The organism is Bacillus ectoiniformans, assembly GCF_016908875.1.
Taxonomy (GTDB): domain Bacteria; phylum Bacillota; class Bacilli; order Bacillales; family Domibacillaceae; genus Bacillus_BX; species Bacillus_BX ectoiniformans.
This window is the reverse complement of record NZ_JAFBES010000004.1, coordinates 107,015-129,954: the sequence shown is the minus strand read 5'-3', so window position 1 is coordinate 129,954 and position 22,940 is coordinate 107,015. Positions and strand designations below refer to the sequence as shown.

At 42.1% G+C, this 22,940-nt stretch carries 19 protein-coding genes; 13 read left to right on the top strand and 6 right to left on the bottom strand.

Annotated features, from left to right (window positions below; genetic code table 11):
• Positions 1-512 precede the first annotated feature (512 nt).
• On the bottom strand, positions 513-1,169 hold the full coding sequence (locus JOC78_RS07605) for a GntR family transcriptional regulator (RefSeq protein ID WP_338023183.1): 657 nt from the start codon (positions 1,167-1,169) through the stop codon (positions 513-515).
• Positions 1,170-1,352: 183 nt separating this feature from the next.
• Complete coding sequence (locus JOC78_RS07600; protein ID WP_204553912.1) at positions 1,353-2,321, bottom strand: ABC transporter substrate-binding protein; 969 nt, start codon at positions 2,319-2,321, stop codon at positions 1,353-1,355.
• Between the two features lie 321 nt (positions 2,322-2,642).
• On the opposite strand from JOC78_RS07600, the gene JOC78_RS07595 reads away from it, so the two are divergent.
• From JOC78_RS07595 to JOC78_RS07580, 4 genes are read left to right on the top strand one after another with little or no spacing between them, the layout of a single operon-like run.
• On the top strand, positions 2,643-3,638 hold the full coding sequence (locus JOC78_RS07595) for a FecCD family ABC transporter permease (protein WP_204553911.1): 996 nt from the start codon (positions 2,643-2,645) through the stop codon (positions 3,636-3,638).
• A complete protein-coding gene (locus JOC78_RS07590; protein WP_204553910.1) occupies positions 3,635-4,690 on the top strand; it encodes a FecCD family ABC transporter permease in 1,056 nt (351 codons plus the stop codon). The genes JOC78_RS07595 and JOC78_RS07590 overlap by 4 nt, the downstream gene beginning before the upstream one ends.
• A 12-nt stretch (positions 4,691-4,702) precedes the next feature.
• Complete coding sequence (locus tag JOC78_RS07585; RefSeq protein ID WP_204553909.1) at positions 4,703-5,527, top strand: ABC transporter ATP-binding protein; 825 nt, start codon at positions 4,703-4,705, stop codon at positions 5,525-5,527.
• Positions 5,528-5,555: 28 nt separating this feature from the next.
• Entirely contained in the window at positions 5,556-6,323 is a 768-nt protein-coding gene (locus JOC78_RS07580) for a (2Fe-2S)-binding protein (RefSeq protein WP_204553908.1), read from the top strand.
• A gap of 17 nt (positions 6,324-6,340) precedes the next feature.
• On the opposite strand, the gene JOC78_RS07575 is transcribed toward JOC78_RS07580, so the two are convergent.
• Positions 6,341-7,432, bottom strand: a complete 1,092-nt coding sequence (locus JOC78_RS07575; protein WP_204553907.1) for a sugar diacid recognition domain-containing protein — start codon at positions 7,430-7,432, stop codon at positions 6,341-6,343.
• A 264-nt stretch (positions 7,433-7,696) separates the two neighbouring features.
• Positions 7,697-9,529, bottom strand: coding sequence for an L-lactate permease (locus JOC78_RS07570; RefSeq protein WP_204553906.1), 1,833 nt, complete (start codon positions 9,527-9,529; stop codon positions 7,697-7,699).
• A gap of 335 nt (positions 9,530-9,864) precedes the next feature.
• On the opposite strand from JOC78_RS07570, the gene JOC78_RS07565 reads away from it, so the two are divergent.
• The 4 genes from JOC78_RS07565 (at position 9,865) to JOC78_RS07550 (ending at position 13,720) form a co-directional block, all read left to right on the top strand.
• Complete coding sequence (locus JOC78_RS07565; protein WP_204553905.1) at positions 9,865-10,605, top strand: FadR/GntR family transcriptional regulator; 741 nt, start codon at positions 9,865-9,867, stop codon at positions 10,603-10,605.
• 223 nt (positions 10,606-10,828) lie between these two features.
• Positions 10,829-11,548 carry a (Fe-S)-binding protein gene (locus JOC78_RS07560; protein ID WP_204553904.1) on the top strand — a complete coding sequence of 240 codons (720 nt, stop codon included), beginning with the start codon at positions 10,829-10,831 and terminating at the stop codon, positions 11,546-11,548.
• A 22-nt stretch (positions 11,549-11,570) separates the two neighbouring features.
• Positions 11,571-13,004 carry a LutB/LldF family L-lactate oxidation iron-sulfur protein gene (locus JOC78_RS07555; RefSeq protein ID WP_204553903.1) on the top strand — a complete coding sequence of 478 codons (1,434 nt, stop codon included), beginning with the start codon at positions 11,571-11,573 and terminating at the stop codon, positions 13,002-13,004.
• Positions 13,004-13,720: a LutC/YkgG family protein gene (locus JOC78_RS07550; RefSeq protein ID WP_204553902.1), complete on the top strand. Its 717-nt coding sequence runs from the start codon at positions 13,004-13,006 to the stop codon at positions 13,718-13,720. Before JOC78_RS07555 ends, JOC78_RS07550 begins: the two co-directional genes overlap by 1 nt.
• 368 nt (positions 13,721-14,088) lie before the next feature.
• On the opposite strand, the gene JOC78_RS17930 is transcribed toward JOC78_RS07550, so the two are convergent.
• A complete protein-coding gene (locus tag JOC78_RS17930) occupies positions 14,089-14,199 on the bottom strand; it encodes a putative holin-like toxin (protein ID WP_476693181.1) in 111 nt (36 codons plus the stop codon).
• 244 nt (positions 14,200-14,443) lie between these two features.
• Positions 14,444-14,617, bottom strand: a complete 174-nt coding sequence (locus tag JOC78_RS07545; protein ID WP_204553901.1) for a hypothetical protein — start codon at positions 14,615-14,617, stop codon at positions 14,444-14,446.
• Between the two features lie 289 nt (positions 14,618-14,906).
• On the opposite strand from JOC78_RS07545, the gene JOC78_RS07540 reads away from it, so the two are divergent.
• The 5 genes from JOC78_RS07540 (at position 14,907) to JOC78_RS07520 (ending at position 22,897) form a co-directional block, all read left to right on the top strand.
• Positions 14,907-16,181, top strand: a complete 1,275-nt coding sequence (locus tag JOC78_RS07540) for a sensor histidine kinase (protein ID WP_204553900.1) — start codon at positions 14,907-14,909, stop codon at positions 16,179-16,181.
• Between the two features lie 168 nt (positions 16,182-16,349).
• Positions 16,350-17,267 carry a proline dehydrogenase family protein gene (locus JOC78_RS07535; protein ID WP_204554168.1) on the top strand — a complete coding sequence of 306 codons (918 nt, stop codon included), beginning with the start codon at positions 16,350-16,352 and terminating at the stop codon, positions 17,265-17,267.
• 188 nt (positions 17,268-17,455) lie between these two features.
• Entirely contained in the window at positions 17,456-19,840 is a 2,385-nt protein-coding gene (locus JOC78_RS07530; RefSeq protein ID WP_275582015.1) for a 3-hydroxyacyl-CoA dehydrogenase/enoyl-CoA hydratase family protein, read from the top strand.
• A 61-nt stretch (positions 19,841-19,901) separates the two neighbouring features.
• Positions 19,902-21,077: an acetyl-CoA C-acetyltransferase gene (locus JOC78_RS07525; protein ID WP_204553898.1), complete on the top strand. Its 1,176-nt coding sequence runs from the start codon at positions 19,902-19,904 to the stop codon at positions 21,075-21,077.
• A 32-nt stretch (positions 21,078-21,109) separates the two neighbouring features.
• On the top strand, positions 21,110-22,897 hold the full coding sequence (locus JOC78_RS07520) for an acyl-CoA dehydrogenase family protein (protein ID WP_204553897.1): 1,788 nt from the start codon (positions 21,110-21,112) through the stop codon (positions 22,895-22,897).
• Positions 22,898-22,940 lie beyond the last annotated feature (43 nt).

The following is a 22,940-nucleotide window of genomic DNA, read 5'->3' as shown; positions in this document are numbered from 1 at the left end:
CAATTCGGCAGATATTCTTTCTGAAATGATAGAGATTCTTTCAATTTGGCTGGAATCTTTCCAAAAGCCGAGATAATCTTTCTGATTTGAGTTGGAATCTTTCCAAATCAGCTAATAATCTTTCCAAAACGGCCAATATTCTTTCTGGAATGATAGAGACTCTTTTAATTTGGCTGGAATCTTTCCAAAAGCCGAGATAATCTTTCTGGTTCGAGTTGGATTCTTTCTAAATTAGGTAATAATCTTTCCAATTCGGCAGATATTCTTTCTGAAATGATAGAGATTCTTTCAATTTGGCTGGAATCTTTCCAAAAGCCGAGATAATCTTTCTGATTTGAGTTGGAATCTTTCCAAATCAGCTAATAATCTTTCCAAAACGGCCAATATTCTTTCTGAAATGATAGCGACTCTTTTAATTTGGCTGGAATCTTTCCAAAAGCCGAGATAATCTTTCTGCTTTTAGTCGGAATCTTTCCAAACTCACTGTTATTCTTTCTAAATAAAAAATCCCCTCACTTGGTGGGGGATTTAAATTGCAGGTTCAGTCGTGTGATCACTGCTTGGTTATGGTCTTCTAAGAGCGAGCTTGCTTCATCAAATTGTTTATTTTTCAATAAGTGGATGATGGTTTGGTGCTCTTCATAGGATTTCTGGATATGTTCTCCTTCGAGAAATGAAAGGAGCTGGAGGGAGAGTAGCTGTTTGCTTAATTTCTGATACAGTTCATGAATGACATTGCTTTGGCTCATCCGAATAATGGTCATATGAAATTCCTGGTTGAGGAGGGCATACTGTTTCTCATCATGTAAAGTGGCGCCCATTTGTTCGACAAGATCTTCCATTTTTATTAGGCAGGATTGATGATCACTTGCTGATTGGATTCGTTTCATCGCCATTTTCTCTAGGGTCATGCGAATGTCTAACAGGTCATTAATTTCACTTTGGCTAAAGCCTTTTACGATGGTCCCTTTTCGAGGGATCCGCTCAACTAGTCCTTCTGTTGCTAAGAGATACAGGGCTTCACGAATGGGCGCCCGGCTTGTGCCGTACTCGGAAGCGTAATTCGATTCAATGATTTTTTCGCCTGGCATCAGGTCGCCTGTCATGATTTGCTTTGTGATTTTATCGGCAATTTGCTGGGGAAGGGAGTGGTGAAATACGTTCGTCACAGTCGTTGCACCTCCATGGTCGTTTGTCGACATTTTGGGATAATTATATGATAACAGCTTGGATAAAACAATTAGATCAACAAAGACCCCTCAGCCATAAGCTGAAGGGTCTGTAGTCTGTTATTTATAAATAATCGGCTCAGCTTCAAGAACGAGGGGGGTGTTCATGAATGGAAGGAGCAATCATTTATCTGCCATGAATTTTTCGATATCATCAAGCATTTTGTTTGCAGCAAGAACGCCGCCAGAAGTGTTCCAGATCGAGTCGTCTACTTTATGAACGTTTCCAGCTTTAGATGCTTCTAGTTTTTTGAACAATGGATCGTTAATCCAGTCTTCTTCAACCTTCGTACCTTCTCCGTCACCTTCGTCATAAGTGAAGTAGAATAATACATCTCCATCCATCGCAGGAATTCGTTCTTTCGTTACGCCTTTTTCAGCAAAGTCAGGTTTGTCTTGCTCTGCCGGACGGGCAAAGCCTAATTGATCAAGGATAACACCTGAGAATGAATCTTTATGATAGATGCGCACATCTCCGTTCATAAAACGAACCATTGAGATTTCTTGATTCAGCTTATCGCCAAGATCAGCTTTCATGTCTTCAATGCGCTTATCGTACTCAGCGATAACTTCTTGGCCTTTTTCTTCTTTATTTACAGCTTTCGCATACAGCTCGAAGTTTTCTTTCCAGTTGCCGCGCAATGTTTCAGCAAATACAGTTGGAGCAATCGCATTTAACTGATCATAGATTTTTTCTTGACGCATTTTGTTACCAATAATTAAATCTGGTTTTAATTTAGCAATCGCTTCTACGTTGACCGGATCTTCCATACCAACTACTTCTACATCTTTCATGTCTTCTTTAATGTGATCATACCAAGGGTCGCCAACCCATGATTGAACGGCTCCAACAGGTTTAACATCAAGTGCAAGAAGAGCTTCTGTTCCTTCATTTGTTAAAATCACGACACGTTCAGGTGTGCCTTTAATTTCGGTTTTGCCCATCGCGTGCTCAACCGTATACGATTCAGCTGCTTTTTCTTTATTATCTTTTTCCTTTTCTTCTGTCTTTTCCTCTTTTGTTCCGCAAGCGCCTAGTGCAAGGAGCAGAATAAGAGAAAGGAAGACTGCTAGTGATTTTGTCCACTTCATATGTATGATTCCTCCTATATTTGGTTGTGCAATATTATTAAGCGCAGCTGGATCAGCCGGCATCTTAACCGAAAAAAGTGGAAGGTGACACGCAGGGGTCTGTCTGCATCATGTGTCACCCTCGAAAAATGCATATTATTATGATGAGGGGGCCGAGAGATGATAATGATTATCATTACCGGCTATAAGAATGATCATACTTCAAGTGAGAATCAATGTCAACTATAAATGATAATGATTTTCAAAGTCATTGACGAAAATATATTTCTTTCCTACAATATAAATATTGACAGGTGTACGAACACCATAAGGAAGGTTCATATGAAAATTGGTGCAAAGTTTGGTTTATTAGTAGGAGGCATGCTGGGAATGGTCCTGCTGATGCTTTTGAGCATTGTATATGGCTATACCCATACTTCTTGGCGAATAGTGTACGAATCGTTTATTTCATTCAATGAGTCTAGTGAACACTTAATCATCCAGCAGCTGCGTATGCCGCGCGCTCTAATAGCAGCCGCAGTAGGTGCCAGTCTGGCTATGTCTGGGGTGATCATGCAGACGCTGACCAAAAATCCTTTAGCTTCACCAGGTATTCTCGGAATCAATGCCGGAGCAGGATTTTTTGTTGTCGTCGGATTGACTGTCTTTCATATTAACGGCATTCAGTCATTTGCCTGGCTTGCCTTTATAGGAGCGGGATTTGCGGCGTTTCTTGTATTTGCGATCGGTTCGGCCGGCCGCGAAGGTTTAACGCCAATGAAACTGACACTTGCAGGAGCTGCTATCGCTGCCATGTTCTCATCTTTTACACAAGGTCTTCTTGTTCTCAATGAAGCAGCTCTTGAACAAGTGTTGTTTTGGCTGGCAGGGTCTGTGCAAGGCAGAAAGCTCGAAATGCTGACAGCCGTGTTTCCTTATTTAGCTGCGGGATGGATATTGGCGCTGCTGCTCGCTGGAAAGCTAAATGTACTGGCTATGGGGGAAGATGTCGCGAGAGGGTTAGGGTTGAAAATTGGCCTCATCAAATTAGTGTCTGCTATTGCTGTCGTGCTTCTTGCAGGGGGCGCAGTGGCGATTGCTGGACCAGTCGGATTTGTCGGCATTATCATTCCCCATATTGCCAGAAAATTGATTGGGGTAGATCACCGCTGGGTGCTGCCGTTTTCAGGTTTGCTTGGCGCCATGTTGTTATTGGCCGCTGATATTGGCGCCAGATATGTGATTATGCCTCAAGAAGTGCCAGTAGGTGTCATGACGGCTGCCATCGGAGCTCCGTTCTTTATTTATATAGCAAGGAAGGGGATCGGTGCCCGATGAAACGATATGAAACTCGCAGACTTTTTGGTGATCAATTTTCTTTTTTAATGGATAAGCAAGCCGCTAAAAAAATTACTCTTCTATTTTTTGGATTAATCATTGTATTCGTAATGAGTGCCGCTTTAGGAGATATCAAACTAAATTTACTCACAGTTCTTCAAACGTTTGTTGGAGGCGGAACGGACTTTGATCAGCTGGTCGTCTATTCGTTTCGAATGCCGAGAATGCTTATGGCACTCTTAGCAGGTATGTCGCTCGCAGCTGCAGGATCGATTTTGCAGGGGATGGTTAGAAATCCGCTGGCTTCACCGGATATTATCGGGCTGACGGCAGGAGCAAGCGCGGCCGTAGTGGGATTTCTGGCGATTTTCAGTAATGAAAGCAATATTTTGACCGTCAGCATTCATTGGCAGCCGCTCGCGGCATTTCTAGGCGCCTCACTTGCGGCACTGGCTGTCTATCTATTTGCATGGAAAGACGGGATATCACCTGTGCGTCTTGTGCTGATTGGGATTGGAATTGCTGCTGTAATGCAAGCGATTACCACTCTTCTAATGATTGTCGGTCCGATTCATCATGCAGCAAAAGCTAATATTTGGATTACGGGAACGGTTAATGGCGTGAACTGGAGGGAAGTGACGATTCTAGCTCCTTGGGCGATAACTTTGTTAATCATAGCCTGGCTCCTGTCCCGACATGTCAACATTCAGGAATTGGGGGATGAATTAGCGATTAATGCAGGTGCTAAAGTAGAATGGCAGCGGTTTCTGCTCATTCTCCTTGCTACAGGACTTGTAGGTGGAGCGGTCGCATTTGCTGGAGGGATCGGCTTTGTCGGTTTAATGGCTCCGCATATGGCTAGAAGAATCGTGGGTTCTTCATTTGGCGCATTGCTGCCGGCATCCGCGCTGATTGGCGGAATGCTAGTGATGGTTGCTGATTTAATTGGCCGAACGCTGTTTTTGCCTTTAGAAGTTCCGGCAGGTGTGTTTACAGCAGGTATTGGCGCCCCGTACTTTATCTATTTATTATTCCGCACAAAGCAATCTTAAGGAGTGTAGAGCATGGAAAGCAACCGGATTACGACAGAAAAGCTGACCTTATCTTATGGACAGACTGTCATTATAGATGAACTTGATTTAGCGATTCCAAAAGGGAATATCACCGTCTTGATCGGTGGGAACGGCTGTGGAAAATCAACACTGCTCCGGTCAGCGGCGCGGCTGTTAAAGCCTGTGGGTGGAGGGGTGCTGTTAGATGGCCAGTCGATCCACAGCATGCCAACGAAAGAAGTGGCGAAACAAATGGCGATTTTGCCTCAATCTCCAACAGCGCCGGAAGGATTGACTGTATTGCAGCTAGTAAAGCAGGGGCGTTATCCGCACCAGACATGGCTGAAACAATGGTCGGCGAAAGACGAAGAGGCTGTGCAAAAGGCGTTAGCAGCTACAGGGCTAAAAGATTTGGAAGACCGGTTTGTGGATGAATTATCAGGAGGACAGCGGCAGCGAGCCTGGATTGCCATGACTTTGGCACAGGATACGGATACCATTTTGCTTGATGAACCAACTACTTATCTTGATATGACGCATCAGATTGAAATTCTTGATTTGCTGTTTGATTTGAATGAAAACGAAGGACGTACGATCGTCATGGTGCTTCACGATTTGAACTTGGCTTGCCGCTATGCACACCATATCGTGGCGATTAAAGATAAAAAAGTGTATGCACAAGGAGCACCGGAGCGAATTATCAGCTGCGGTTTAGTAAAGGACGTATTTCAAATGGATTGTCAGGTAACAGCTGATCCTTTATTTGGAACTCCTTTATGTATTCCCTTTGGAAAAGGCCGCTGTATTTTAGAGAATCCTGTTCTTTTAGAGAAATAAAAGGGCAGTCACAGAAAGGATGGTTGAGATGGATCTTGCACTTGCATGGACGGAGGAGGAAAAGCAGCTGTTAGAAGGCGCGTGCCGATATACTTTTGATAAGGCTGAAGATGTTTATGGTATGCCCTTGAAGGACTTTACAGATGAAGAGAAGCTAGCTGTTTTTTTAGAACAAGCAGCTGAACGAATGTGCAGCCCGGATGGGAAAGTGGCCGCTTCGATTCTAATGAAAAGGTATGCGTTTCTTTTCGTTGGTGCGCTCGCTTCCTGGTCTTTTTTCAGAAAGCCTCTGATGATTCAAGAACAAGACGCCATGCTCATCCATTCTGAACAAAACGGAAACTGGCTCCCAAACTTTTATCTTGGCAAGAATCCGGAATCAGCGTGGCAAATAGAAGAGGTGATTCGCCATATTGGAAAAGTGGTAGAAGCAGCTAGAAAAGCTTCTAAGCTTTCTAATTTAATCATGTGGGAAAATATCGCCATCTACGTTTTTTGGCTATATGAAACTGTGGCAGAAGAGGAACGGTTTGCTTCTGTTCGTGACAGAGCAAGAGCGGACTTTCATTGGCTTCTCGCCCCAGAGCAAGCGAAATTATTTGGGAATTACCATGCCAATCCGTTAGCTAGATATGTGAATGAAAAAACAGCTGTGGAAGGCCGAGATGCATTGGTTCGGGTTCGTACGACTTGCTGCTTTAATTATCGGCTTGATAAAGAAGGGGCAAAGAAGTGCGGGAGCTGTCCGAAAGGCTGTATTCCAATTAAACCACGCAAACAAACAAGCGGTGCTTAAATTCGAGCACCGCTTTGTTATTGCTTATTTAACATCCACGCGAGATAAAGACTGAGCTGATCTTTCAGAAGCTTCGGATTTAACCCCGTTGCTTCTTCAATTTTTTTGAGACGGTAGTGGAGCGTATTAATATGAATCGGAATCGAGTCCGCTGCTTGCTTATAGGAGAAATTATGAGTGAAAAGAGCGTAAAGAGTAGCCAACAATTCGGGTTCTCCTTGAATAGGAGCGATTGTCCGCTCAAGAAATTGTTGTTTGGTTTCTGTGCGAATGTCTTCTACAATCATCTCTAATGTCAATTGGTCATCATGAACAATGGAAGAAGTGGCTAAAGCTACTTTCAATGCACGTTCTGCTTGAAGAAAGGCCAATTTTAACTGATTAGAAGGCAGCGAGGAACCGATGCCGATCGCCACAGAAGCACCAAGTTGTTTTTCTAACATTAGCTTCCATTTTTCAACTAGGAACGTTAAGTCGTTCAGTTCATGATCCAGCAGTACTAGAAGCCGGTCATTTCCCCAGCGGATCACGATGGTGTTGCTGGTTCCTCGAATAGATTGAGAGAAATTTCGCCACACTGGTTTAAATGAAATAAGCGAAGCGGGCGGATAGTGAATGAGAACAGCTTGCCTGTGTGCTGTTAAATCAATGCCTAGAAGTTTCGCTTTATTAAGGAAAGAATCGCTCCATTCACGTTTTTCCATCCAATCGAAGACAAAGGCTTCTAAAGAACGTGCTTGCCATTCGATCTCCTCTTGATAATAGCTTTCCTGAATAAAAAGCTCCGTCATTTTTTTCAGCAGCTCCCCATATCCAGACACTTTGTCGGGTGAGCCTGTAATGCCAATTACGCCCTCCACTTCGCCTTGGAACATAATTGGCAAGTTAATCCCTGCCTTTACCCCGCTCCATTGATTTTCATCTTCTTTCGTGATAATTAATTTTTCGCCAGTTTTACTGACTTTTACAGCACCTTCATGAAACACCCCTAGACGATTCGGGTTGGTGCTGGCAATAATCATGCCGTCTGTATTCATCACGATGATATCTTCGTCCAAAAGTTTGCGCACTTCATGGATGATTTTTTTCGCCAGCTGCGGCTGAATCACAGTCATCACCATCCTTTGGTGAAAAGTAGTTAGTTGTACGGAATATTATACAGGAACACGAGGGATTCGGCTAAAAGTGGGTTTGCCAGCTAGATAAGTGAATGTTTTTGGCTAGGGATGAGAAAACGATTATCTCATCGGAAATGAAGATACATCTGCGAACAAGAAACTATCCTCGTGTAAATAAGCTGATTTCAGTTTTTCAATAAATAAAAAAGCTGCTCTTGTGTGAACCAGTCACAGAAAGAGCAGCTTTTTGTCATATTAAACAGCTTTTGTGTTAGTGGAATTAGCGACCAATCCTTGACCTTTATAAGTGATCAAACGGAACAGGTAAACCATTACAATGACCGCATAAATGAAGAAGTAAACATTAACGCCGCCGTGGATCAGAGCCATTCCGAAGAATCCGCCAGCTAAGATATAGTAAGTCATCGGAAGCATGACTCGGCGGATCAATGCGCCTTCTTTACCAACAAGACCAACTGTAGCAGAAGCAGCTACGACGTTGTGTACGCAAATCATGTTTCCAGCAGCTCCTCCGATTGCTTGAAGGGCTACAACAATACCAGCTTGATTCACATTCAATCCGATGTTTTCAGCCGCACCGAATTGGAATAAAGAGAACATCATGTTACTGAATGTGTTACTGCCGGCAACGAATGCGCCAAGTGCTCCAACAGCAGGAGCAAAGATTGGCCAGAAATCACCAGAAATAACAGACACAGTTTCAGCTAAAACAAGAGGCATGTTCTGCCCAGCTAAATATTGAACAGATTCAGCGACTTTATCCGCGCTTAATGATGTGTTTAAGAAAATCTTGATCATTGGAACCGCGAAGATCAAGGCAGCACCGGCAGCAATAACAGTCTTAAATGACTCTTTCCACGCTTTCGCGTAATCTTTGCTGTTCATGCCGTGCAAGAAGTAAGTCAAAACTGAGACAACGATGAAAATAAATCCTGGCAAGTATAACGGTGTAGAAGCGGTATTGATGCCAGAGCCAAATACATTTTCAAATAAAATCGTAAACTTTGGATCTTTCAAAAATGCAGTTACTGGTTCAACTGTACGTGAAATCACTAGTAATCCAGCAACAAGTACATATGGAAGCCAAGCCATCCAGATGGAAATTGCTTTTTTACCTTCAAGAATCTTCGCTGGTTCATGGTTAAGCTTGCCGAACCAGTCTTCTTCCCACTTGCTTCTTTCTTCAAAGTCGAAATATTGTCCTTCTTTAGGCGTTAAGAATCCAGCTTTAGCAGCAGGAACGACAATGATTAAACCAATAAGTGAACCTAAAAGTGAAGGGAACTCTGGCCCTAAGATTGTTGCGATAATGTAGTAAGGAATTGTAAAGGAAAGACCAGCAAATAAAGCGAACTTCCAAACTTGCAATCCTTCACGGAAAGAGCGTGCTTTTCCGAAGAAGCGAGTTAACATCGCTACCATAAATAAAGGAATAAGCGTTCCGATTACACCATGAATTAACGCAACGTTAGACGTAATGTAAAGAATATACTCAGCAAAGTTCATGCCTGAACCTTTTAATGCGGCTAAGACAGCGGGCTGATCTGTTAAACCAGTATGAACACCTACTTGAATCGGTGTACCAATCGCTCCGAAAGATACAGGCGTACTTTGGATGATTAAAGCTACCATAACAGCTGCCATTGCAGGGAAGCCAATGGCTACTAATAAAGGTGCAGCAATCGCAGCAGGTGTACCGAATCCGGCAGCTCCTTCAATGAAAGCTCCGAATAACCAGGCAATGATGATTGCTTGAATTCGGCGGTCAGGAGAAATGCTGATAAAGCCTTGGCGGATTGTATGGATCGCGCCGCTTTCTTTCACAGTATTTAATAGTAAAACAGCTCCAAGAACGATAAACATAATATCAAGTGCAGTAAACAATCCGTTAAATGCAGAACCAGCTACGACGTTAGCGTCTGTTCCCCAAACAAAAATAGCTGTAAGAACTGTAACGACTAACGCAACAGGCATCGCCCGGCTTGCCGGCCAGTTTAAAAATACTAGAAAAATTAAAATAGAAACCACAGGCAATAAGGCGATTAGCGACAATAAAGTCAAACTCATAGTTTTTCCCCCTAATAAAAAAGTAACAAACATATCCGGTGCTGGATAACCTCTAAATAAAATGAAAATTCAGATTATTATTACCGGTTATCTATTTTTACACCGGGTATTTATAAGGTCATTCACTCATCAGATGATTATATGGTAATATTAATGTAAGCGTATGCAAATTGCAATATTTTTTAAAAAATATGTTACGTTTTTGTGAATTTTAACAAAATGGTAAAAAGTGTTCATTCATCAACAAGGTAAAAAGAAGTGAAAAAAAGAACTTTGTAAATAGTGGTTTTGTTGAGTAAAATAGAATTATTGCGAAAAGAACGAGGTGCAAGAGGATGGCTTATAAGCGAATTAAACCAAAGAAAATATATGAAGAAGTCGCAGAAGCACTGCTATTAATGATTAAAGAAGGGGAACTTCAGCCCGGGGATAAAATTGCGTCCGTTGAGCAGCTGGCTGAGAATTTTCAAGTAGGACGATCCGCTGTCCGTGAGGCATTATCCGCGCTGCGTGCAATGGATATATTAGATATTCGCCAAGGTGAAGGTACATATGTAAAGGCATTTTCACCTAAAGGAATTGCCTATCCCATCCAAAACGCTGTGTTGATGAACAAAACCGATATTTTACACTTGCTTGAAGTTCGTAAAATTATGGAGGTTGGAGCTGCATATACAGCAGCAGAAAAGAGAACAGAAGAAGACTTGCTGAAAATGAGAGCGGCATTAGATGAAATGAGCAAGTACTCGAATGACATTGAAAAAGGGGAAAAGGCAGACTTGCGTTTTCATCTAATTATTGCCGAAGCCACGGGTAACCCGCTTTTATCGAGTTTAATGAATCATGTATCTGATTTAATGGAAGAGACGATGAAAGAAACACGCAGAATCTGTCTCTATTCTGAAAAGACAACCGTAGATAAACTTAACGAAGAACATGAGGCTATTTTTCAAGCAATTCTCAACCAAGATCCTGAGCAAGCCCGTTTGGAGATGCGCGGTCACCTCCTCAATGTAGAAAAGGTATTATCAGAACATATGCTTGAGATGGAGAAAAAGCAAATAGAGCTTCCATAGGTTAACTTGCAGAGGCTGCTCTTTAGGAAAGCAGCCTCTTTTTCACGTCTTAAAGAGAAAGCAGATCGACTCTAGTAAACATATTTTTTATAAAAGCGCTATCATTTGTCTACAAAAAGGAAATGTTTTGTAGTATGATGGATTCAAGAGTGTTTAGTCATCAGATGACCAGTTGTTTTGACATCCACGAGATTAACACAACTATATAAAGAAGGTGAATATGATGAGGGTTTCTATATTTATTACTTGTCTTGTCGATATGTTCCAAACAGACGTGGGAAAAGCCATGGTAGAGATATTAGATAGATTGGGCTGCGACCTTGAATTTCCAGAGCGTCAAGTATGCTGCGGACAGCCGGCCTTTAACAGCGGATATGTGGAAGAATCTAAAGGCGCGATGAAAAAGATGATTGAAACATTTGAGAATGCCGAATACGTGGTGACGCCATCTGGTTCTTGCGCAACTATGTTTAAGGAATATCCACATGTTTTTAAAGGGGATCCGATCTGGGAGCCGAAAGCGAAACAATTAGCAGAGAAAACATATGAGTTTACACAATTTATCGTTGATGTACTAAAGGTTGAGGACCTAGGCGCTAAATTGCCAGGAACGGCCACTTACCATCCTTCTTGCCATATGACACGTCTATTGGGTGTGAAGGACGCACCGATGACACTTTTGAAGAATGTAGATGGTCTTGATTTTGTCCCGCTGCCTAACGCACATAACTGCTGCGGATTCGGAGGAACGTTTTCTGTTAAAATGGGGCCGATTTCTGAGCAAATGGTAGATGAAAAGGTTGCTAGTGCAGAAGAAGTAGAAGCGGATTATTTAATTGGTGCTGACTGTGGCTGTCTAATGAATATTGGAGGCCGAATGGAGCGTAAAGGAAAACCGATTCGCGTGATGCATATAGCAGAAGTATTAAACAGCCGAGGGTAATAGCAGAGAGAGGTGAACAACGATGTCAATGAAATTTGGTGCTGAAGATTTTAAAGGACGTGTGAAAGGAAACATTGATAACACGTTCATGCGCGGTGCAGTCGCATCTGCCCAAGAACGGTTGCGTACGCGGCGATTAGATGCAGCAGAAGAGCTTGGTAACTGGGAAGATTGGCGTTCGCATGGGGAAGAAATTCGCCAGCATGTCCTGGAAAACTTAGATTATTATTTAGAACAATTGAGTGAAAACGTTTCAAAACGCGGCGGCCACGTCTTTTTTGCAGAGACAGCTGAGGAAGCGAATCGATATATTGAAGAAGTCGTGAAGAAAAAGAACGGCAAAAAAGTGGTTAAGTCGAAATCAATGGTAACGGAAGAGATCAACTTAAATGACTGTCTGGAAAAGGCAGGCTGTGAAGTGATCGAAACGGATCTTGGCGAGTACATTCTTCAAGTGGATGATCATGATCCGCCTTCGCACATTGTTGCACCAGCGCTTCACAAAAATAGAGAGCAGATTAGAGAAGTGTTTTCTGAGAAACTGGCTTATCAAAACACCTCTAAGCCAGAAGAATTGGCTTTGCATGCGCGGGAAATGCTCCGAAAGGATTTCTTATCTGCAGATATCGGAATTACGGGATGTAACTTTGCGATTGCTGAATCAGGCTCTGTCAGCTTAGTTACAAACGAAGGGAATGCACGCTTAGTAACCGCGATTCCAAAAACACAGATTACAGTGATGGGGATGGAGCGGATTGTTCCGACGTACGAAGAATTCGAAGTACTAGTAAGTTTATTGACTCGAAGTGCTGTTGGCCAAAAGCTGACAAGCTATGTGACAACATTAACTGGCCCAAGAGAAGAAGGCGATGTGGATGGACCGGAAGAATTCCACTTAGTCATTGTGGATAACGGACGTTCGAAGATTCTTGGAACTGAATTCCAATCCGTTCTTCAGTGTATCCGCTGTGCGGCGTGTATTAATGTTTGTCCGGTGTACCGTCATATTGGCGGCCATTCTTACGGATCGATTTACTCTGGGCCTATTGGTGCTGTGCTGTCACCTCTATTAGGAGGATATGATGACTTTAAGGAACTTCCTTATGCCTCAACTTTATGTGCAGCTTGTACAGATGCGTGTCCGGTAAAAATTCCGCTTCACGAATTATTGCATAAGCACCGTCAAGTCATTGTCGAGAAGGAAGGGCGCGCGCCTGTTTCCGAGAAATTGGCGATGAAAGCGTTCGGACTTGGAGCAGCATCCAACCCATTATACGGAATGGGTTCAAAAATGGCTTCAGCAGTCATGAAGCCATTTACAAATGGAGATCGGATTTCAAAAGGCCCGGGTCCTTTGAAGGCTTGGACAGAGCTTCGTGAATTCCCGGCACCGGAAAAAGAGCGTTTCCGTGACTGGTTTAAAGATTATCAAAAAGAGAAAGGCGGCGACAACTAATGACAGGCACGATTCATAACCGCGATTCTTTTTTAAGCAATATTTCAAAAAGCTTAGGCAGAGAAAAAAAAGCGTCCGTAGAACGTCCGAAATGGAAATTCCAGCCGCAGCATGAAGTATTAAAGGGAGCATCACAAGACGAATTGATGCAGGTGTTAAAGGATCAATGCCGCTTGATTCATACAGAGTATATTGAAACCACTCGTGAAGAGCTGGCAAACACATTAGCATCTACAGTTAATTTATACGGCGGCGGTCCACTGTCACTTTGGAACGACCCCCGTTTTGAAGAGTATGGCCTAAGCGAATTAGTTCACAGCACTTGGCCGTCTGAAAATAAAGAAATCAATATTTGGGATCCTGCAATTGGAGAGAAAAATATTGAACTCGCAGAAAAAGCGAATATCGGTATTACATTTACTGATATGACCCTAGCTGAATCCGGAACTGTCGTTTTATTAAGCAGCAAAGATAAAGGCCGCTCGGTCAGCCTTTTGCCACAGCAATATATTGCGATTATTCCTAAAAGCACGCTTGTCCCGCGAATGACTCAAGCAGCACAAGCGATCAGCAAAAAAGTGCAAAATGGAGAATTGATTCCGTCATGCATTAACTTTATTACCGGACCAAGTAACTCCGCCGACATTGAGATGAACCTTGTCGTTGGTGTGCATGGTCCCGTGAAGGCCGCTTATATTGTCATCAGCGATTGTTAATATAAACAGACAGCCAGCCGAAATATTTTCGGCTGGCTGTTTTAAATTAGGATATGGGTTAAAAATAGAGCATTAGGATAAAAATAAATCTATTTAACATTAACTAACACACAATCTAGGGATCGTAACGGACAGGAACTGTACCAGAAACAGAGCGGTTTAAATACCAGCTTTGTTTTAAGAGAATACAGCTGTATATTTTACGTATGAATGTGGTAAACTAAATATATAATAAAAAGAGACTGAGTGCGTCAACACTCAGTCAATGCAGCTGATATACCGCAAGAAGTGCGGTTGACCAGTGATGAATAAAAAGGTGTTACAAAGAGAGTAGCCACCCTGCTTACCTGGTCGTTAGCGGAGGGTGGCTACTTTTTTCTATTGGTGTATAGAGCAATCATCGCAATAACAGCTGATGTTGCTGTTGCGAGTAATATACCAGCTTGAAATAGCATATTCATTGCATCATAAGTCACCATATTAACACCCCCTTTCTCAAGGGAGTGCCAACCGCCCATCCGCTATATATTGCTGCAAATTTTAGTGTATCATTTTTCACTTTATATAGCGATGAGATTTTCCAATAGTTAATAGAGTTGCTAATAAACCAGTTCAATGCTCTGCTAAACAAAAAGTGGGGAACATTATCGATCTTTTTTCATGCTTGGCAAGTGGTTTCCCAAAATCCCGTTTGTTAGCTACACTGGAAGTGATAAAATAATTCTATTTCTTCAAAATAGCATATGTCCGAATCATCGAACCAATGAACATAATAAGAGCGCCGCCAAGCAGCAAGTAGGTAAATGTCGATTTCTCAATAATATTTAAAGGATAAAGCAAGCTCGAAAGAATGAGTAAAACTCCAATCGCAGACAGCGCCCAGGACAGTTTCTTCAATTTATGACACCTCAATTTTCTTCTGTTCCTCTCATTATATATGAAAAACAGCATAGATTGGCGATTGAAAATGAATCATTTAAAATATACAGATAAAACATAATAATTTCTACCATTCATTAATTACTTTATAGTAATATGAATATGAGTGGAAAAATGAACAATAGAAAAAATCAAATTTTAACATTCTTAAGATAGAAATGTGACATATTAAATATTTTATAGTAAAATATGACTAGTAATAACCGTGTGAAAAGATAAAAATCCATATAGAAAAGTGTGGGGAAAGATGGGATTAACAGAACATCTCGTTTTTAGTTTAAGTTTTTTACTTGTTCTCTTGTTCTTCTTTCAATTGTGGCTTGAGCGTATGAATAAATATCCTGATCAATTTAGCTATTATATTTACTTTATCTTGTCCTTGCTAGCTTGCATGATTCTTACTACATCGGTGTCAGATGAATTCTACTTCGATTTAAGGCAAATTCCGCTGACGCTTGGAGCGCTTTATCTCGGTTTAAATGGCGGATATGTGCTGGTTGTCATTATGCTTGCCATTCGGGCCTTTTGGGGAATTGATGCTGGGTTTTGGACGGCATTTTGGATCTATATCATAAATTCATCAATAGTAGGATTACTGCACATGAAGTTTACTGCGCAAAAGCTGGGGCATAAAGTTATATTTGCTTCCGTTTTAACAATGCTTCCTTCTATAATATGGGGATTAGTTCAACTTAAATATACAAGTCAAACGATACATATTGAATTTATGTTCGACTTTTTAATCATCCCTTTCCTTAGCACCATTATCATCACTTACACGATAGAATCAGTAAAAAAACGGATGCTGTTAAAAGATCAAGTGATTAAAGCAACGAGAGTGGAAGCTGTCAGTCATTTGGCTGCCGCTATTTCTCATGAAGTTCGCAACCCTTTGACAACCATACGCGGATTCTTACAATTAATTAGCGATCCTTCTTTTTCAAACGAAAAGAGGAAAGAATTCTCTTCAGTTGCCATCATTGAACTCGACCGGGCAGAAAGTATTATCTCAGATTACTTAACTTTTGCGAAACCGCCAATTGAAGAAGTATCTATGATCCATGTGCAGGAAGTGCTGCAAAGAGTGGCGAAAGTTGCGACTCCGCTTGCCAATATGAACAGTGTGGAAATTAGCATTGAGCCCACTGACGACCAGTGGATGAAAGGTGACAAGAATAAACTGCATCAAAGTCTATTAAACATTGTTAAGAATGCCATTGAAGCAATGCCGAACGGCGGATTTCTTTCACTAGAAACAAACAGCGCTCATAACAAAACGAGAATTATCATTCGTGACACAGGAGTGGGAATGACAACTGAGCAATTAGCTCGCTTAGGAGAACCTTATTTTTCCACTAAAGGAGAATCTGGCACCGGAATAGGCATGATGGTCACTTTTTCGATTATCCATGCCATGAAAGGTGTAATAGAGGTAGAGAGTGAACCGAATAAAGGAACGAGTTTTGTATTAAGTTTTCCGGCCGTTAAATACGAAATAGTTCATAGTGAAGCGCAAAAATAATTTGCGTTTTTTTCTTGTATTTATAAATAGTTTTTCGTTTATGCGTTTTAGGGATATTTATGAGTGGTATGGGATGGTAAGATAAAAAAGAAAACGCTTACAGTTTTTGAGCATATAATAATAATGAGATAACTTGATTGAACAAGATGGTGAGGAGGGGGTTTCATGATGGAACAAGCAATGAGAAACTTCTTTTTATTTTTATCTAAAAATAAACCAATTACGAAAATGGCTAAGAAGTACGGTTTACAATTTGGAGCGGCGCGATTTGTCGCGGGTGAACGAATCAATCAAGCGGTAGAAGTGATTAAAGAACTGAATAAGAAAAACTTATGTGTCACCATCGATTACTTAGGTGAATTTATCGATAACGAAAGAGAAGCGAATGAGATGGCGGATCATTGCATAGAAGCTATCGAAGCCATCGCACGTGAAGGACTGGATTCCCAGCTTTCATTAAAATTAACATCCATGGGTCTCGACCTGTCAGATGAGATTGTTATGAGCAATATGCGGCGAATTCTCGAAGCGGCCGAGCGGCATGATGTATTCGTTACGATTGATATGGAAGACTATTCCCGCTGCGGAAAGACGCTGGAGATTTTTAAACAGCTGAAAAAGGAATATGATCATATCGGAACAGTCATTCAAGCCTATTTATACCGTACCGAAGAAGATATGAAAGAACTTGACGCATACTCTCCTAACTTACGACTTGTGAAAGGAGCCTACAAAGAATCAGCCAAAGTAGCTTTTCCCGAAAAGAAAGACGTAGATGAAAACTTTAAGAAAATCATTAAAATGCATTTATTAAATGGCAATTATACAGCTGTTGCGACACATGATGATGTGATGATTGAGTACACGAAACAACTAGTGAAAGAGCACAAGATCCCGAAAGATCAGTTCGAGTTTCAAATGCTTTATGGGATTTGCACAGAAAGGCAGCATGAATTAGCCAATGAGGGGTATAAGATGCGTGTCTATGTTCCATACGGCACCGATTGGTATGGCTACTTTATGAGAAGACTGGCTGAGCGTCCGGCGAATGTGGCATTTATCGTAAAGGGAATAATGAAAAAATAAGAGTCGCAGCTGCGACTCTTATTTTTATGTTAATGGAGAAAACATAAGCGGCAGGGAGAATTGAAAATAAAATTAGAAAATTTACATTTTTTAATTTTTTAGGATTGATTCTCACATATACATGGGTTATATTAGAAATAGAAATAATGAATGAGTATTCATTCAAAGGTGCGAAGGGGGAAATTACGTTGGTTCTTCATATTCAAAAGGCTGCCGTACTAGGTTCAGGAGTGATGGGGTCAGGCATTGCCGCCCATTTAGCGAATATCGGCATTCCATCGATATTATTAGATATTGTACCTCGTGAATTAACAAAAGAAGAGGAAGCGAAAGGGTTAACGCTTGAAGATGCTGCTGTTCGCAATCGATTTTCTGCAGGGGCTCTGCAAAAGCTATTAAAGCAGAAGCCTGCACCGTTAGCGTCTAAAAAAAATCTTGGTTTAATCACAGCTGGCAACTTAGAGGATGATTTAGATCAACTCTCAGATGTGGACTGGATCATTGAAGTGGTTGTTGAAAACCTTGATGTGAAAAAGCAAGTGTTTGAAAAGGTGGAAAAATACCGGAAACCGGGAAGTGTTGTCAGTTCCAATACGTCAGGAATTTCAATCGAAGCAATGGCAGAAGGACGGTCAGAAGACTTCCGCAAGCATTTTCTAGGTACGCACTTCTTCAATCCGCCCCGCTATTTAAAATTACTTGAAATTATTCCGACAAAGGATACGGATCAAGAAGTATTAGAATATATGAAAGCATTTGGCGAGAATACACTTGGCAAGGGAGTGGTTCTTGCGAAAGATACACCAAACTTCATCGCGAACCGCATCGGTACATACGGTTTGCTGAAGACAGTTCAAGAAATGCTGAAAGCCGGATTATCAGCTGGTGAAGTAGATTCTTTAACTGGTCCGCTGATTGGCCGTCCAAAAAGTGCTACATTCCGTACGCTTGACGTCGTTGGTTTAGATACATTCATTCACGTGGCGAATAACTTATACGAGCAAGTGGAAGGCGAAGAGAAGGACGTCTTTGACATTCCTGAATTTATGAAGAAAATGCGTGAGAATGGCTGGCTTGGAGCAAAGTCAGGTCAAGGCTTCTTCAAAAAAGAAGGCAAAACAATTTTAGAATTAAATCCAGAAACGATGGAATATGGTGAGCGGAAGAAATTAAAAGCTGCTTCTGTCGAAATGGCCAAACAGCAAAAAGGCACATCAGCCAAATTGAAAGCGCTTGTTTATGCAGAGGATCAAGCAGGACAATTTTTATGGAAGATCATTTCACCGGTTCTCACGTATTCGGCTGAGCTATCTGGAGAGATTGCAGATGATATTGTCGCCATCGATCAGGCGATGAAATGGGGATTCGGCTGGAGCCATGGTCCATTTGAAATATGGGATGCGATCGGTGTAGAGAAATCCGTTCAAAAGATGGAAGCGGAAGGAATGACTGTCCCGGCATGGGTGAAAGACATGGTGGCAAACGGCAAGACGTCTTTCTATCAAGCGAATGAGTCTGGCCTAGCTTTCTATCAAAATGGAGACTATCAAGATATTCAAAAGAATCCAAAAGAGATGGATTTAAAGAAATTGAAAAAGCAGGGCAAGCTGATTAAACAAAACAGCGGAGCTAGCTTAATTGATATTGGTGACGGGGTTGCACTATTAGAATTCCACTCACCAAACAACGCCATTGGAATGGATATCGTGCAAATGATTAATTTCGCTGTTGATGAAGTCGAGAAGAATTACAAGGGACTCGTCATCGGCAATCAAGGAAAGAACTTCTGTGTTGGTGCGAACTTAGCCATGATCTTGATGGAAGCGCAAGACGATAATATTTGGGAAATTGAAATGGTCGTTAAAGGCTTTCAGCAAGCGATGATGAAAATAAAATACAGCGCGAAACCAGTGGTAGCTGCACCGTTTGCTATGACACTTGGAGGCGGAGCCGAAGTTTGCTTGCCGGCTGCACATATTCAAGCAAGCTCGGAAACGTATATGGGACTTGTTGAAGTAGGTGTTGGCTTGATTCCAGGCGGAGGCGGCAATAAAGAGCTGTATATTAAACACTTAAACCAAATGCCGAATGGAATGGCTTATGATTTGCAGAATGTAGCGAATAAAGTATTCGAAACGATTGCAATGGCGAAGGTTTCCACATCGGGTGAAGAAGCAAGAGACAATAACTTCTTGAATAAAGCGGATGGAATCAGTGTGAATCAAGACCATTTACTTTACGATGCAAAACAAGCGGCGCTGCATTTATATGAAAATGGCTACACAGCACCAATCAGAAAGAAAATCCCAGTCGTAGGGGAAACGGGATATGCCACGCTGCTTTTAGGAGCACAGACAATGATGAAATCCGGATTTATTTCCGAGCATGATTACACGATTGCGAAAAAATTGGCGTATGTCATTGCCGGCGGAAAACTTCCATTTGGAACAAAAGTAGATGAAGAATACTTGCTGGATTTAGAACGTGAAGCATTTTTAAGTTTAGTAGCTGAACCGAAAACACAGCAGCGCATGCAGCATATGCTCGTGAAAGGAAAACCATTACGTAATTAATGAACGGATAGATTTAATAGAAGAAACTAGGAACGATAGTGAAGCGAGGGGGAGAAAGCGGATGAAAGAAGCAGTCATTGTCGCCGGGGCAAGAACTCCGGTCGGACGCGCAAAGAAAGGGACGCTCGCAACGGTTCGCCCGGATGATTTAGGGGCGCTCGTTGTCAAAGAAACGTTAAAGCGTGCTGGAAATTATGAAGGAGACATTGATGATTTAATCATTGGATGTGCGATGCCGGAAGCAGAACAGGGATTGAATATGGCCCGGAATATTGGTGCTCTGGCAGGACTTCCTTACACAGTGCCAGCGATCACGATCAATCGCTACTGTTCTTCTGGTTTGCAATCAATTGCATATGCAGCGGAGCGGATTATGACCGGCCAAGCTGAAACGATTATTGCAGGCGGTGCCGAATCCATGAGTTTAGTGCCAATGATGGGGCATGTGGTTCGCCCGAATATATGGCTGGCTGAAAATGCTCCTGAATATTATATGGGCATGGGTCACACAGCTGAAGAAGTCGCGAAGAAATACGACATTTCCCGTGAAGATCAGGATGCCTTCGCCGTTCGAAGCCATGAGCGTGCAGCAAAAGCGATCGCTGAAGGAAAATTCCAAGACGAAATTGTTCCAGTAGATGTGACGCTTCGACAAGTAGGAGCAGATAATAAATTAAAAGAAAAGAACATCCTTTTCTCACAAGATGAAGGGGTTCGCCAAGGCACGACGGTGGAAACATTGGCGAAGCTTCGTCCGGCATTTTCAACAACGGGTACAGTAACTGCAGGAAATGCCTCGCAAACAAGTGATGGAGCGGCTGCAGTGATGGTGATGGAGCGTGAAAGTGCAGAGTCTCAAGGCTTGAAGCCAATGGCAAAATTCCGCTCATTCGCTGTCGGCGGCGTGCCTCCAGAAATTATGGGAGTCGGTCCGGTAGTAGCAATTCCAAAAGCTTTAAAATTAGCAGGTCTGGAACTGTCTGATATCGATCTATTTGAGCTAAACGAAGCATTTGCGTCGCAGTCGATCCAGATTATTCGCGAGCTTGGACTTGATGAAGAGAAAGTGAACGTAAACGGAGGCGCAATTGCGCTAGGACATCCACTGGGCTGTACGGGTGCAAAACTAACCCTTTCTTTAATTCATGAAATGAAGCGCCGTAACCAGCAATTCGGCGTAGTAACAATGTGTATTGGCGGCGGTATGGGTGCTGCAGGCGTATTTGAAATTTTATAAGCTAACTACTATTTGAATAGGGGGATATTAACATGGCAAATCAAACGGAAAGCAATGTTGTAAAAGGCGGGGCATTTTTAATTGAGGATATGACTTATGACCAAGTATTTACTCCGGAAGATTATTCAGATGAGCAAAAAATGATTGCCAAGACGACAGAAGAATATGTCATGAACAGTGTGCTGCCGGAAGTGCCATACCTTGAAAAACACGAGTTTGATCGCTCTGTGAAACTATTGCAAGAAGCTGGAGAACTTGGACTTTTGGGAGCGGACGTTCCAGAGGAATATGGCGGACTGAGTCTGGATAAAGTCTCCTCAGCATTAATCGCGGAAAAAATGGCAGTAGCTGGCGGGTTCTCGATTACGCATGGTGCCCATGTGGGAATCGGCTCTCTTCCAATCGTTCTTTTCGGAAACGAAGAGCAAAAACAAAAATACTTGCCGACACTCGCGACAGGTGAGAAGATCGCTGCTTATGCTTTAACGGAGCCGGGTTCAGGTTCTGACGCATTGGGTGCGAAAACAACGGCGAAACTGAATGATGCAGGCACGCATTATGTACTAAACGGAGAAAAGCAATGGATTACCAATGCCGGTTTTGCTGATGTGTTCGTTGTTTACGCCAAAATTGATGGCGATAAATTCTCTGCCTTTATCGTTGAAGGCGAGTTCCCTGGCGTTTCAACAGGAGCGGAAGAAGAAAAGATGGGAATTAAAAGCTCCTCGACCCGTACATTAATTCTGCAAGATGCTGAAGTGCCAAAAGAAAATCTGCTTGGTGAAGTGGGCAAAGGCCATATTATCGCGTTTAACATTTTGAATATCGGCCGCTACAAACTAGGAGTAGGTACAGTAGGAAGCTCGAAACGTGCGCTTGAAATCACATTGAAGTATGCGAATCAGCGCCAGCAGTTTAAAACACCAATTTCCTCTTTTAACTTAACAAAAGAGAAATTCGGTACAATGGGCGCTAAATTATATGCGAATGAAAGTGCGATCTACCGCACAGTAGGCTACTTTGAAGACCGCATGAGCCAGATGTCAGAAGAAGAGCAAAAGAATGGTTTGGCGATTGCAGGTTCGATTGCAGAATATGCGATTGAGTGCTCACTTGGTAAATTCTTCGGTACAGAAGTGCTTGATTATATGGTAGATGAAGGCGTACAGATCCATGGCGGCTATGGCTTTATGGAAGAGTACGAAATCGCAAGAATGTATCGCGATTCCCGAATTAACCGTATTTTCGAAGGTACGAATGAAATCAACCGTTTGATCGTACCAGGCACGTATGTTCGTAAAGCTTTCAAGGGCGAGCTTCCTCTGTTTGAAAAAGCGAAGGAACTTCAAGATTCATTAATGATGATGATGCCTGAAGAGGTCGGGACAGAAACGTTGGCACAAGAAAAATATTTAGTGAAAAACGCTAAGAAAATCGCTTTGCTTGCTGCGGGCCTTGCTGTTCAGAAATACGGCAAAGAATTAGAGCAAGAGCAGGAAGTATTGTCTAACCTGGCTGATATTATTTCCAATGTATATGCGATGGAATCTGTTGTTCTTCGCACGGAAAAAGCAATTGCAGCAACAGGCGAAGAGAAAAACAAGCAAAAAGTTCTATACACGGAGATCTTCTGTCAAGAAGCATTCAATGAACTAGAAGCTCATGCGAAAGAAACATTAGTTGCTGTGGAAAGTGGAGACAGCCTGCGTATGATGATGTCTGTCCTACGCAAACTAACTCGCCATACACCAATCAATGTCATTGCGAAAAAGCGTGAAGCTGCTGCAAAATTAATTGATGCAGAACGCTTCGCTGTTTAAAAAACAATCAAACGATTGAACGTATTGACCTGCTAATGAAGCA